This window comes from Burkholderia sp. AU16482, from assembly GCF_002223285.1.
In the GTDB taxonomy this organism is placed as follows: Bacteria; Pseudomonadota; Gammaproteobacteria; order Burkholderiales; family Burkholderiaceae; genus Burkholderia; species Burkholderia semiarida.
In genome coordinates, this window is the sequence record NZ_NKEY01000002.1 from 62916 (window position 1) to 76926 (window position 14011).

Below are 14011 nucleotides of genomic sequence, written 5' to 3' on the forward strand. Positions count from 1 at the left end.
AGGACCAGGTATGGCTGCGCTGAGCTTGAAGGGCGTCAGGAAATCCTACGACGGCAAGCAGCACGTGCTGCACGGCATCGACGTGGAGATCGCCGACGGCGAATTCATCGTGCTGGTCGGCCCGTCGGGCTGCGGCAAGTCGACGTTGCTGCGGATGATCGCGGGGCTCGAGAGCGTGACCGACGGCGAGATCGCGATCGGCGACCGGGTCGTCAACGCGCTGGAGCCGAAGGACCGCGACATCGCGATGGTGTTCCAGAACTATGCGCTGTACCCGCACATGACGGTCGCGCAGAATATGGGCTACGGGCTGAAGATCCGCGGGATCGAGCGCGCGATGATCGATTCGCGGGTGGCCGCGGCCGCGAAGATCCTCGAGCTCGAGCCGCTGCTCGCGCGGCGGCCGCGCGAACTGTCGGGCGGCCAGCGGCAGCGCGTCGCGATGGGGCGCGCGATCGTGCGCGAGCCGTCGGTATTCCTGTTCGACGAGCCGTTGTCGAACCTCGACGCGAAGCTGCGCGTGCAGATGCGGCTCGAGATCCAGCGGCTGCATGCGCGGCTCGCGACGACGAGCGTGTACGTGACGCACGACCAGATCGAGGCGATGACGCTCGCGCAGCGCGTGATCGTGATGAACCGCGGCTACGCGGAGCAGATCGGCGCGCCGGTCGACGTGTACGAGAAGCCGGCGACGGTATTCGTCGCGGGTTTCATCGGCTCGCCCGCGATGAACCTGCTGCATGGCCGGCTGTCGGAAGACGGCGCGACCTTCACCGTCGCGGGCGGCGGTCCGGCTTTGCCGGTCGCCGGCGCGCCCGGCATCGGCAGCGAGATCGCCACCGGGCGCGACTGGGTGCTCGGCGTGCGTCCCGAACACATGACGCCGCAGCCGGGCGCGGCGCACGCGACGCTGCCGGTCGATTCGTGCGAACTGCTCGGCGCGGACAATCTCGCACACGGCCGCTGGGGCGATCACGACGTCGCGGTGCGCCTGCCGCACGCGGACCGCCCCGCGCGCGGCACGGCGCTGGCGGCCGCGCTGCCCGCGCACCGGCTGCATTTCTTCGATCCCGAGACCGGCAGGCGTGCCGGCTGAAACCGTTCGACCGACGGAGACCGACGATGACGATCCGTACCGACTGGCCCTATCCGCGCGTCGTCGCCCATCGCGGCGGGGGCACGCTCGCGCCGGAGAACACGCTGGCCGCGCTCGACGAGGGCGCGCGGCGCGGTCACCGGATGGTCGAGTTCGACGCGAAGCTGTCGGCCGACGACGTGACCTTCCTGCTGCACGACGACACGGTCGACCGGACGTCGAACGGCCATGGCGCGGCGGCAGGCATGCGTTATGCGGCGCTGGCCGCGCTCGACGCGGGCGCGTGGCGCGATGCGCGCTTCGCGGGCGAGCGGATGCCGACGCTCGAGGCGGCGGCGGCGCGCTGCATCGCTCACGGGCTGGCCGCGAACGTCGAGATCAAGCCGTGCCCGGGGCGCGAGCGCGAAACCGGGCAACGCGTGGCGGCCGACGCGGCCGCATACTGGCGCGATGCCGCCGTGGCGCCGCTGCTGTCGTCGTTCTCGTTCGACGCGCTGCGACAGGCACGCGCGAGCGCGCCCACGCTGCCGCGCGGGATGCTCTACGAAGTCGTGCCGGACGACTGGCGCGCGCAGGTGATCGACGCGCTCGACTGCGTATCGTTGCACGCAGACCACACCCGGCTCGACGAACCGCTCGTGCGCGCGATCAAGCGCGCCGGATTGCGCATCCTGGTTTACACGGTGAACGACCTCGAACGGGCGCGCGAGCTCGCGCGCTGGGGCGTCGATGCCGTCTGCACGGACCGTATCGACCTGATCGCGCCCGATGCGCTGGACGACATCGACGTCGTCTGACCGCCACGGCGGCGGCGTCCGGTGAAACCCTTGCCCGAAACGTGCCCGACGCGAAAAAACGACGCCCCGGCGGGATGCCCGCCGGGGCGTTTTGCATCGTGGAGACGTTACGCCAGGAAAATTCCGCTACAAATTGCAGCAGGATTAACCATTCCCCAAATATTCGACTACGCTTAGAAGCGATAGCCGACGTTCAGGTACGTGACGATCGGGTTCAGCGAGATGTGGGCCTTCGACGTTTCCGTCAGCGTGCCGACCGGCGTGCGGCGGGCCGTCGTGAAGGTCGCGGTCACGCTGACCGGGATGTACGAGAGCGACAGGCCGGCGAACCAGTGTTTCGTGAAGTTGTACGTGAAGCCGGCGTTGAAGACGGGCGCCCACTGGTTGCTGGTCGTCGCGCTGGTCGGGCCGCCGAGCACGCCGTTCTCGAAGCTGCCGTTCGTGATCTTCGCGCCGGTGAACCAGACGTACGTCGCGCCGATGCCGACATACGGACGGAACTTCGCGTTGGCGTCGTTGAAGTGGTAGCGAAGCAGTACGGCGGGGCTCCACTGGTACGCACGGCCGAGTACGCCGAATCTTTCGAACTGACCCTTGCCGGTGATGTCGAACTTCGGCGGTATCCCCATGACGAGCTCGGTGGAGATATGGTCGGTGACGAAGTACCCAGCTGCGAGCCCGAGCGTATCGGCGTCGTTGATGCCGGCGCCGGTGTTGGGAATCGACTGGTTGATGGGCGTGCCGCCTACGCCATAGACGAACAGCGGGTCGCTGCTGTCCTGCGGCGAAAGGTGCAGCCAGCCGGTGCTGACGTAGAAATCGCCTGCGGATTGTGCGTGTGCCGGACCGCCCGCTAACGTGAATGCGAGCGCTGCGGCCCCCGTAATGGCCAGTTTTCGTTTCATTGTGTCTCCTCCGATCAAAGGCGTGCTCATTATGACGACTGCGTTTAAAACCAAACAAGCTCGTAAGTTAGAGTTTTCACCCTAGGATTCGCACGACCGTACGCTTCCGCGCCCTGACAGGACAGGCATTCTACGCAGGTGCGCATTTTCGGACCTCCGGGTATTTCCTAACGCGTTCAAACGGACATTCAGCATGGCACGGTTAGCACGACTCTACGTTCCCGACCAGCCGCAGCACGTGATACTGCGCGGCCTGGATCAGCAACCCGCGTTCGTCGACGACCAGGACTACGAACTCTTCATCGATTGCCTGAAGGCCGCCGCACGCGATCATCACCTGTCGGTGCATGCCTACGTGCTGCTGCCGCGCCAGGTGCAACTGCTCGTGACCCCCAGCGACGAGGCCAGCCTGCCGAAGGCGATGCAGGCCGTCGGCCGTCGCTACGTCGCGCATTTCAACCGGCGCTATTCGCGGCGCGGCACCCTGTGGGAAGGCCGCTATCGCGCGACGGTGATCGAAGGCGAGCGCTATTTCCTCCTCGCGAGCCGCGTGGTCGAGATGAGCCCGGTGCGTTCGCAGCTCGTCGCGACGCCCGAGGCCTATCGCTGGTCGAGCTACCGGCATCACGTCGGGCTCACCGTCGACAGCCTGATCACCGACCATCCGCTCTACTGGGCGCTCGGCAACACGCCGTTCGACCGCCAGCGCGCGTACAAGGAGCTGTGCGAGCAGCCGCTCGACGAGCGGCAGGCCGACCAGTTGCAGCAGGCGACGCTGAAGGGCTGGGTGCTCGGCGGCGAGAATTACCGCGAGTGGGCGGCGCGCACCGCCAACCGGCGCGTCTCGCCGTTGCCGCGCGGACGCCCCAGAAAGGTGCGCGAGAACACGCCGCCGATCCAGCAGTAATGCCGGAAAGGCGGGCCAGGAGCGGCGCTGCGGGCGCCGCTTCTTTTTGCACCAAAATTATACGTCCCCAATAAAACGGCACCGGATCGAGGCATTCGTTTAATTGGGGTTCTATCAAGCGGTTTTTGTTGCTATTCCCTTGATTCGTCGCGTATATTCCGAATTCCGGTGGCCCGGGCGAAGCTTGCCCAACCACTGTCGGCCGCGCCGTCTCCCTCGGGAAGCGGGATCGACGGCAACAAGAAAACGGTTCAACGGCCTCCAGGCCCCCTTTACGACGGTGTCCCCATGAACGACCACCAGCAGCCGCTCGCCGCGGTGCCCGCCGCACAAGGTCTGTACGACCCGCAAAACGAACACGACGCCTGCGGCGTCGGTTTCGTCGCTCACATCAAAGGCAAGAAGAGCCATGAGATCATCCAGCAGGGCCTGAAGATCCTCGAGAACCTCGATCACCGCGGCGCGGTCGGCGCCGATCCGCTGATGGGCGACGGCGCAGGCATCCTGATCCAGATTCCGGACGCGTTCTATCGCGAGGAAATGGCGAAGCAGGGCGTCGACCTGCCGCCGGCCGGCGAATACGGGGTCGGGATGATCTTCCTGCCGAAGGAAAACGCGTCGCGTCTCGCGTGCGAGCAGGAGCTCGAGCGCACGGTGAAGGCCGAAGGCCAGGTCGTGCTCGGCTGGCGCGACGTGCCGGTCGACCATGCGATGCCGATCTCGCCGACGGTCAAGGCGAGCGAGCCGCTGATCCGCCAGATCTTCATCGGCCGCGGCAAGGACATCATGGTGACGGACGCGCTCGAGCGGAAGCTGTACGTGATCCGCAAGACGGCGAGCCACCGCATCCAGGCGCTGAAGCTCAAGCACGGCAAGGAATACTTCGTGCCGTCGATGTCGGCGCGCACGGTCGTCTACAAGGGCCTGCTGCTGGCCGGCCAGGTCGGCGTGTACTACCGCGACCTGCAGGACGAGCGCGTCGTGTCCGCGCTCGCGCTCGTGCACCAGCGCTTCTCGACCAACACGTTCCCGGCGTGGGAACTCGCTCACCCGTACCGGATGATCGCGCACAACGGCGAGATCAACACCGTGAAGGGCAACGTGAACTGGCTGAACGCGCGTACCGGCGCGATCGCGTCGCACGTGCTGGCCGACGATCTGCCGAAGCTGTGGCCGCTGATCTATCCGGGCCAGTCGGACACCGCCTCGTTCGACAACTGTCTCGAGCTGCTGGTGATGGCCGGCTACCCGCTCGTGCACGCGGTGATGATGATGATCCCGGAAGCGTGGGAACAGCACACGCTGATGGACGAGAACCGCCGCGCGTTCTACGAATATCACGCCGCGATGATGGAGCCGTGGGACGGCCCGGCCGCGATCGCGTTCACCGACGGCCGCCAGATCGGCGCGACGCTCGACCGTAACGGCCTGCGCCCGGCGCGCTACATCGTGACCGACGACGACCTCGTCATCATGGCGTCGGAAGCCGGCACGCTGCCGATCCCCGAATCGAAGATCGTCAAGAAGTGGCGCCTGCAGCCGGGCAAGATGTTCCTGATCGACATGGAACACGGCCGCATCATCGACGACAAGGAACTGAAGGACAACCTCGCGAACGCGAAGCCGTACAAGAGCTGGATCGACGCCGTGCGCATCAAGCTCGACGAGATCGAGCCGAAGGCCGAGGAAGTCGCGGCCGGCCGCACGCAGGGCGCCGCGCTGCTCGACCGCCAGCAGGCGTTCGGCTACACGCAGGAAGACCTGAAGTTCCTGATGGCGCCGATGGCGCAGCAGGGTGAGGAAGCCGTCGGTTCGATGGGCAACGACTCGCCGCTCGCGGTGATGTCGAACAAGAACAAGACGCTCTATCACTACTTCAAGCAACTGTTCGCGCAGGTGACGAACCCGCCGATCGACCCGATCCGCGAGAACATGGTGATGTCGCTCGTGTCGTTCATCGGCCCGAAGCCGAACCTGCTCGACACGAACAACATCAACCCGCCGATGCGGCTCGAAGTGTCGCAGCCGGTGCTCGACTTCAAGGACATCGCGAAGATCCGCGCGATCGACCAGTACACGGGCGGCAAGTTCAGCGCATACGAGCTGAACATCTGCTACCCGGTCGCGTGGGGCAAGGAAGGCATCGAGGCGCGCCTCGCGTCGCTGTGCGCGGAAGCCGTCGACGCGGTGAAGTCGGGCTACAACATCCTGATCGTGTCGGACCGCAAGACGGATGCCGAGCACGTCGCGATTCCGGCGCTGCTCGCCACGTCGGCGATCCACACGCACCTCGTCCAGCAAGGGCTGCGCACGAGCACGGGCCTCGTCGTCGAGACGGGCTCCGCACGTGAAACGCACCACTTCGCGCTGCTCGCGGGCTACGGCGCGGAAGCCGTGCACCCGTACCTCGCGATGGAAACGCTCGCGAAGATGGCCGAGGGGCTGCCGGGCGACCTGTCGCCGGAGAAGGCCGTCTACAACTTCACGAAGGCGGTCGGCAAGGGCCTGCAGAAGGTGATGTCGAAGATGGGCATCTCGACGTACATGTCGTACACGGGCGCGCAGATCTTCGAAGCACTCGGCCTGTCGAGCGACCTCGTCGAGAAGTACTTCAAGGGCACGGCGTCGAAGGTCGGCGGCATCGGCCTGTTCGAAGTCGCGGAAGAGGCGATCCGCCTGCACCGCGACGCATTCGGCGACAACCCGGTGCTGCGCGACATGCTCGACGCGGGCGGCGAGTACGCGTACCGCGTGCGCGGCGAAGACCACATGTGGACGCCGGATTCGATCGCGAAGCTGCAGCACGCGACGCGCAGCAACTCGTACCAGACGTACAAGGAATACGCGCACCTGATCAACGACCAGACCAAGCGTCACATGACGTTCCGCGGCCTGTTCGAGTTCAAGGTCGAGCCGACCAGGGCGATCCCGATCGAAAACGTCGAGCCGGCGAAGGAGATCGTCAAGCGCTTCGCGACGGGCGCGATGTCGCTCGGTTCGATCAGCACCGAAGCGCACGCGACGCTCGCGGTCGCGATGAACCGGATCGGCGGCAAGTCGAACACCGGCGAAGGCGGCGAGGACGAAAAGCGCTATCGCAACGAACTGCGCGGCATTCCGATCAAGGCGGGCGAGACGCTGAAGTCGGTGATCGGCGACGAGATCGTCAGCGACATTGCGCTGAAGGACGGCGATTCGCTGCGCTCGAAGATCAAGCAGGTCGCGTCGGGCCGCTTCGGCGTCACCGCCGAGTACCTCGCGTCGGCCGACCAGATCCAGATCAAGATGGCGCAGGGCGCGAAGCCGGGCGAAGGCGGCCAGCTGCCGGGCCACAAGGTGTCCGAATACATCGGCAAGCTGCGTTACTCGGTGCCGGGCGTCGGCCTGATCTCGCCGCCGCCGCACCACGACATCTACTCGATCGAGGATCTGGCGCAACTGATCCACGACCTGAAGAACGTGAACCCGAGCGCGAGCATCTCCGTGAAGCTCGTGTCGGAAGTGGGCGTGGGCACGGTCGCGGCCGGCGTCGCGAAGGCGAAGGCCGATCACGTCGTGATCGCCGGCCATGACGGCGGCACGGGCGCATCGCCGCTGTCGTCGGTCAAGCACGCGGGCACGCCGTGGGAACTCGGCCTCGCCGAAACGCAGCAGACGCTGGTGCTGAACCGCCTGCGCGGCCGCATCCGCGTGCAGGCCGACGGCCAGATGAAGACGGGCCGCGACGTCGTGATCGGCGCGCTGCTCGGCGCGGACGAATTCGGCTTCGCGACGGCGCCGCTCGTCGTCGAGGGCTGCATCATGATGCGCAAGTGCCACCTGAACACGTGCCCGGTCGGCGTCGCGACGCAGGACCCGGTGCTGCGTGCGAAGTTCAAGGGCCAGCCCGAGCACGTCGTGAACTACTTCTTCTTCGTCGCGGAGGAAGTGCGCGAGATCATGGCGCAGCTCGGCATCGCGAAGTTCGACGATCTGATCGGCCGCGCCGACCTGCTCGATACGCGCAAGGGCATCGAGCACTGGAAGGCGAAGGGCCTCGACTTCTCGCGCGTGTTCTACCAGCCGGAAGAGTGCGAGGACGTCGCGCGCCGCCACGTCGACGTGCAGGATCACGGCCTCGAACGCGCGCTCGACCACGTGCTGATCGAGAAGGCGAAGGCCGCGATCGAGAACGGCGAGCACGTGTCGTTCATCCAGCCGGTGCGCAACGTGAACCGGACGGTCGGCGCGATGTTGTCGGGCGTGATCGCGAAGCAGCACGGCCACGACGGCCTGGCCGACGACGCGGTGCACATCCAGCTGAAGGGCACGGCCGGCCAGAGCTTCGGCGCGTTCCTCGCGAAGGGCGTGACGCTCGACCTCGTCGGCGACGGCAACGACTACGTCGGCAAGGGCCTGTCGGGCGGCCGGATCATCATCCGTCCGACCAACGACTTCCGCGGCAAGTCCGAGGAAAACATCATCTGCGGCAACACGGTGATGTACGGCGCGATCGAAGGCGAAGCGTTCTTCCGCGGCGTGGCCGGCGAGCGCTTCTGCGTGCGCAACTCGGGCGCGACGGCGGTCGTCGAGGGCACGGGCGACCACGGTTGCGAATACATGACGGGCGGTACGGTCGTCGTGCTCGGCGAGACGGGGCGCAACTTCGCGGCCGGCATGTCGGGCGGCCTCGCGTACATCTACGATCCGGAAGGCACGTTCGCGGCGAAGTGCAACAAGTCGATGGTCGCGCTCGAGCCGGTGCTGCAGCAGGCCGAGCAGGAGCGCACGGTCGACCGCGCGCTCTGGCACGCAGGCACGACGGACGAAGCGCTGCTCAAGGGGCTCGTCGAGCGTCATTTCCAGTTCACGGGTTCGCCGCGCGCGAAGTCGCTGCTGGAAAACTGGGACGCGGCGCGCCGCCAGTTCGTGAAGGTGTTCCCGCACGAATACAAGCGCGCGCTGGGCGAGATCGGTGCGAAGAAGGCGGCGAAGGAAGTGCTGGCTGCCTGAGCGACGAACGACATAGCGAATGCCGCGCGCGCCTGACGGCCGCGCGCGGCTCCCCCACCCGATACACCGAACAGAAGAGCACCTTATGGGCAAGGCAACCGGTTTTCTGGAGTTCGAACGCCGCCACGAGGCGTACGAAGCACCGCTCACGCGCGTGAAGCACTACAAGGAATTCGTCGCGGCACTGACCGACGCGGACGCGAAGGTCCAGGGCGCGCGCTGCATGGATTGCGGCATCCCGTTCTGCAACAACGGCTGCCCGGTCAACAACATCATCCCGGACTTCAACGATCTCGTTTACCGCCAGGACTGGCAGCAGGCGATCGAAGTCCTGCACTCGACCAACAACTTCCCGGAGTTCACGGGCCGCATCTGCCCGGCGCCGTGCGAAGCGGCGTGCACGCTCGGGATCAACAACGATCCGGTCGGCATCAAGTCGATCGAGCACGCGATCATCGACAAGGCCTGGGCGGAAGGCTGGGTGAAGCCGCAGCCGGCCGCGCACAAGACGGGCAAGAAGGTCGCGGTCGTCGGTTCGGGCCCCGCGGGCCTCGCCGCCGCGCAGCAGCTCGCGCGTGCCGGTCACGACGTGACGGTGTTCGAGAAGAACGATCGCATCGGCGGCCTGCTGCGTTACGGGATTCCCGACTTCAAGCTCGAGAAGTGGCTGATCGACCGCCGCATGCGTCAGATGGAGGCGGAAGGCGTGACGTTCCGCACCAGCGTGTTCATCGGCAAGGATCCGCTGCCCGAGTCGATCGGCAGCCTCGCGAAGGAAACCATTTCGCCGGACACGCTGAAGGAAGAATTCGACGCGGTCGTGATCGCCGGCGGTTCGGAAACGCCGCGCGACCTGCCGGTGCCGGGCCGCGAGCTCGCGGGCGTGCATTTCGCGATGGACTTCCTGCCGCAGCAGAACCGCGTGAACGCGGGCGACAAGCTCCCCGACCAGCTGCTGGCGAAGGGCAAGCACGTGATCGTGATCGGCGGCGGCGATACGGGTTCGGACTGCGTCGGCACGTCGAACCGTCACGGCGCGAAGCACGTCACGCAGTTCGAGCTGCTGCCGCAGCCGCCGGAAGAGGAAAACAAGCCGCTCGTGTGGCCGTACTGGCCGATCAAGCTGCGCACGTCGTCGTCGCACGAGGAAGGCTGCGAGCGCGACTGGGCGGTCGCGACGAAGCGTCTCGAAGGCAAGAACGGCAAGGTCGAGAAGCTGATCGCGGTGCGCGTCGAGTGGAAGGACGGCAAGATGCAGGAAGTGCCGGGTTCCGAGTTCGAGATGAAGGCCGACCTCGTGCTGCTCGCGATGGGCTTCACGCAGCCGGCGGCGCCGGTGCTCGACGCGTTCGGCGTCGCGAAGGATGCGCGCGGCAATGCGCGCGCGGCGACCGAAGGCGATCGTTCGTACTACACGTCGGTCGACAAGGTGTTCGCGGCAGGCGACATGCGTCGCGGCCAGTCGCTCGTGGTCTGGGCGATCCGCGAAGGCCGCCAGTGCGCGCGCTCGGTCGATGCGTACCTGATGGGGCATTCGGAACTGCCGCGCTGAGTCGAAGCGCGAGCGGGTTTCGTGAAAGCCGGGCGTCCGAGAGGGCGCCCGGTTTTTTTTATGGTCTGCGCATGGCGGGGCCGATGTTCTTCAGCTTCCGAGGCCGGCCGCGCGCTTGTCCGCGATGCCGGCCCTCCTCGCCATTTGCCCATAGCGTCGCCTAATCTGATGACATCCGGCGTCGATTTTTCGTCATCTCAATTTCTTTCATTTTGTAATAATCCTTGAAAACTGTCATATCATGTTGCCCCTCCGGCCGCATTCGCGCGGTCGCCGCACATGACTGACCGTATTTACAAGGATTCTGGATGGAAGCATTCGTGCAAGGGCTGATCGACGCCGTCAACGGCGTGTTGTGGAACTACGTGCTGATCGCACTGCTGCTCGGCGTGGGCGCGTGGTTCACGCTGCGGTTCCGGATGATCCAGCTGAAGGCGCTGCTCCTGAGCGTGAAGCTGGTCGGCAGCAAGGGCGAGCCGGGCAGCATCTCGTCGTTCCAGGCGTTCGCGACCGGGCTCGCGAGCCGCGTCGGCACCGGCAACATCGCCGGCGTCGCGGTCGCGCTGACGGTCGGCGGGCCGGGCGCGATCTTTTGGATGTGGATGACCGCGCTCGTCGGGATGTCGTCCGCGTTCGTCGAGGCGACGCTCGCGCAGATCTTCAAGGTGTCGCACCCGGACGGCAGTTATCGCGGCGGCCCCGCGTACTACATCCAGACGGGCCTGCGCTCGCGCGGCTTCGGCGTGCTGTTCTCGCTGTCGCTGATCCTCGCGTTCGGCTTCGTGTTCAACGCGGTGCAGGCCAATGCGATCGCCGACGCGTTCCATACGTCGTTCGGCTGGAGCCGCGAGACGGTCGGCCTCGGCCTCGTGCTGCTGTCCGCACCGATCATCTTCGGCGGCATCCGCCGCATCGCGACGGTCGCGCAGGTGATCGTGCCGCTGATGGCGATCGGCTACCTCGCGCTCGCGGTCTACGCGGTCGCGACGCACATCGCGCTGGTGCCCGGCGTGATCGCGCTGATCGTGAAGAGCGCGTTCGGCCTCGAGCAGGCGGCGGGCGGCCTGACGGGCTATGCGGTCAGCCAGGCGGTCGCGATGGGCGTGAAACGCGGGCTGTTCTCGAACGAAGCCGGCATGGGCAGCGCGCCGAACGCGGCGGCGACCGCCAGCACGCGGCATCCGGTCGTGCAGGGGCTGATCCAGATGCTCGGCGTGTTCGTCGACACGATCGTGATCTGCAGCGCGACCGCGTTCGTGATCCTGCTGTCCGGCCAGTACGAGCTGGGCACCGGCATGGAAGGCGCGGCGCTCACGCAGCGCGCGATCGCGGGCCACGTCGGCGACTGGGGCGGCATCTACATGGCGTTCGCGATCTTCTTCTTCGCGTACTCGTCGGTGATCGGCAACTACGCGTATGCGGAAGGCAACGTCGAATTCATCACGAAGCGGCGCGGCGTGCTGCCGCTGTTCCGCATCGCCGTGCTCGGCATGGTGATGTTCGGCAGCGTCGGGCAACTGCCGCTCGTATGGGCGATGGCCGATACGAGCATGGGGCTGATGGCGATCATCAACCTGATCGCGATCCTCGCGCTTGGCAAGTACGCGCACGCCGCGTGGGCCGACTATCGCCGCCAGCGTGCGGCAGGCGTCGCCGATCCGGTGTTCACGCGCAACACGATCCCCGAACTCGCGCGCGTGCTGCCGGCCGACGTGTGGGGCGAGCACGGCCCGTTGCCGCAGCGTCCGGCGGCGGCCGATGTGGCGCGCGCGCCGCGCGCGGTGGCGAACGAGTCATGAACGGCGACCGGCTGCGCGTGTTCGTCGCGCTGATGCCCGATGCGGCATCGCGCGACGCGCTGCACGCGTTGCCGGTCACCCGTGGCGCGCGGCGCCCGCTGCCTGCGCAATTGCATATGACGCTCGCGTTCGTCGGCGCGATCGAACGGGCGCGGTGCGACGCGCTGGCCGCTTGCTTGCCGGCGCTCGCGGCCGAGCATGCGCTGCCGTCGATGCCGGTCGAACGGATCGCGTGGTGGCCGAGCCTGCCGCGCGCACGGCTGATCGTCGCGGAACTGGCCGCCGAACCGGCGTGCGCGGCGTTGAATGCCGCGCTGTCGGCGACGCTGCGCGAGCTTGGCGTGCCGGCCGACCGGCGGCCGTTCCGCCCGCACGTGACGCTCGCGCGGCTGCCGCACGATGCGCTCGGGCAGCCGGCGCACGGCGGTGCGGTGAAACGGCCGGTCGCGTTGCGGTTCGACGCGCTCACCCTGTTCGAAAGCCGGCTGTCGCACGAAGGTGTGTCGCATCGGCCGATCGTGTCGGTGCCGATTGCACGGGCGGACGGCGCGGCAGCGGGTTGAGCCGGACCGGCGATGCCTCGCGCGGGCCGGTCACGCTTGCGGTGATGTCGCAGCCAGGCGTGTCGCGGCATCGCGTCGCCAATGCTGCCCGAGGTCCGGGCTAGCGCCCGTAGCGCGCGAGCGTCAGCCCGGCCAGATCGATCTCCGGCGTCCGTCCGGTGACGAGATCCGCGACCACCTGTCCCGACCCCATCGACATCGCCCAGCCCGTCGAACCGTGGCCGACGTTGAGCCAGAGGCCGTCGATCCCGCTCGCGCCGAGCAGCGGCGGGCCGTCGGGCGTCATCGGCCGGCGGCCGACCCAGAAACGCGCCGACGCGCGATCGGCCGCGTGCGGGAACCAGTCGTCGAGCACCTTCATCAACGTGTCGAGCGCCTGCTGCCGCAATGCCGCCCGGCGGTTGCCGAGCTCCGCGGTGCCGGCGACGCGCAGCGTCGGGCCGAAGCGCGTGATCGCGGTCTTCAGCGATTCGTCCATCAGCGCGGCGCACGGCGCCTTTTCATCGTCGACGACCGCGAGCGTGGCCGAGTAGCCCTTCACCGGATACAGCGGCACGTCGATGCCGTGCGGCCGCAGCAGGCCCGCGCTGTCGACGCCGAGCGCGACGACGATCGCGTCGGCGGCGAGCAGCGCATCGCGCCGGGCGGCGGCGCCTGGGCCGAGCGAGTCGACCCGCACGCCGCGCACCTTGCCGCTCGCGACATCGAGCGCGCGAATCGCGGTGCGAAACCGGAACGTCACGCCGTTCGCTTCGCACAGCGCCCGCAATTCGCGCGTGAAGCGCGCGCAGTCGCCCGCTTCGTCGTCGGGCAGGTAGATGCCGCCGACGGGCGGCTGCCGCGCCCAGCGCAGGCCCGGTTCGATCGCGGTGCAGCCGGCGGCATCCAGTTCGCGAAACGCGATGCCGGCGTCGCGCAGCACCTTCAGCGCGGGCTGCGCCATCTCGACGTCGAACGCGCCGCGCAGCAGTTGCAGGTAGCCGCGGCTCGCGCCGTAGTCGAATGGATGACGTTCGCGAAACGCATGCAGGCACGCGCGGCTGTAATACGCGATGCGCTGCATCCGCTGCTTGTTCACGCGAAACCGCTCGAACTCGCATTCGCGCAGCCAGCGCGCGATCCAGCGCCACTGCGCGGCGTCGAGCGTGGGCCTGAAGATCAGCGGCGACGCGGGCTTGAACAGATATTTGAGGATCTTGCCGGGCATCCCGGGCGCGGCCCACGGCGTCACGTAGCCGGGCGCGATCACGCCCGCGTTGCCGAGGCTCGTCGCTTGCGCGACGTCGGCCTCGCGTTCGATCACGGTGACGTCGCAGCCTGCTTCGCGCAGGTGCCAGGCGGTGGTGACGCCGATCACGCCGGCGCCGAGAACGATCACGTGCATGCGGTGTCCGGAACGA

9 protein-coding genes are annotated in these 14011 nt (G+C 67.3%); 7 read left to right on the forward strand and 2 right to left on the reverse strand.

Annotated features, from left to right (window positions below):
* The first annotated feature begins 10 nt into the window (after nt 1-10).
* Nucleotides 11-1096, forward strand: a complete 1086-nt coding sequence (locus tag CFB35_RS01620) for a sn-glycerol-3-phosphate import ATP-binding protein UgpC (RefSeq protein ID WP_059577308.1) — start codon at nt 11-13, stop codon at nt 1094-1096.
* Nucleotides 1097-1122: 26 nt separating this feature from the next.
* Nucleotides 1123-1893 carry a glycerophosphodiester phosphodiesterase gene (gene ugpQ / locus CFB35_RS01625; RefSeq protein ID WP_059577305.1) on the forward strand — a complete coding sequence of 257 codons (771 nt, stop codon included), beginning with the start codon at nt 1123-1125 and terminating at the stop codon, nt 1891-1893.
* A gap of 173 nt (nt 1894-2066) precedes the next feature.
* On the opposite strand, the gene CFB35_RS01630 is transcribed toward ugpQ, so the two are convergent.
* Nucleotides 2067-2798, reverse strand: a complete 732-nt coding sequence (locus CFB35_RS01630; RefSeq protein WP_059577302.1) for an OmpW family protein — start codon at nt 2796-2798, stop codon at nt 2067-2069.
* Between the two features lie 193 nt (nt 2799-2991).
* On the opposite strand from CFB35_RS01630, the gene CFB35_RS01635 reads away from it, so the two are divergent.
* From CFB35_RS01635 to thpR, 5 genes are all read left to right on the forward strand, one after another.
* Nucleotides 2992-3705: a transposase gene (locus tag CFB35_RS01635; protein WP_027783329.1), complete on the forward strand. Its 714-nt coding sequence runs from the start codon at nt 2992-2994 to the stop codon at nt 3703-3705.
* Nucleotides 3706-3993: 288 nt separating this feature from the next.
* The gene (locus CFB35_RS01645) at nt 3994-8697 is read left to right on the forward strand and encodes a glutamate synthase-related protein (protein WP_059577297.1); all 4704 of its coding nucleotides are present in this window, start codon (nt 3994-3996) and stop codon (nt 8695-8697) included.
* An 85-nt stretch (nt 8698-8782) separates the two neighbouring features.
* Nucleotides 8783-10249: a glutamate synthase subunit beta gene (locus tag CFB35_RS01650; protein ID WP_059577294.1), complete on the forward strand. Its 1467-nt coding sequence runs from the start codon at nt 8783-8785 to the stop codon at nt 10247-10249.
* A 308-nt stretch (nt 10250-10557) separates the two neighbouring features.
* Nucleotides 10558-12048, forward strand: coding sequence for a sodium:alanine symporter family protein (locus CFB35_RS01655; protein WP_059577291.1), 1491 nt, complete (start codon nt 10558-10560; stop codon nt 12046-12048).
* On the forward strand, nt 12045-12611 hold the full coding sequence (gene thpR, locus CFB35_RS01660) for an RNA 2',3'-cyclic phosphodiesterase (RefSeq protein WP_059577289.1): 567 nt from the start codon (nt 12045-12047) through the stop codon (nt 12609-12611). Before CFB35_RS01655 ends, thpR begins: the two co-directional genes overlap by 4 nt.
* 100 nt (nt 12612-12711) lie before the next feature.
* On the opposite strand, the gene CFB35_RS01665 is transcribed toward thpR, so the two are convergent.
* Nucleotides 12712-13995 (reverse strand): D-amino acid dehydrogenase, encoded by a 1284-nt coding sequence (locus CFB35_RS01665; RefSeq protein WP_059898186.1) that lies wholly within the window; start codon nt 13993-13995, stop codon nt 12712-12714.
* Between the last annotated feature and the right edge of the window lie 16 nt (nt 13996-14011).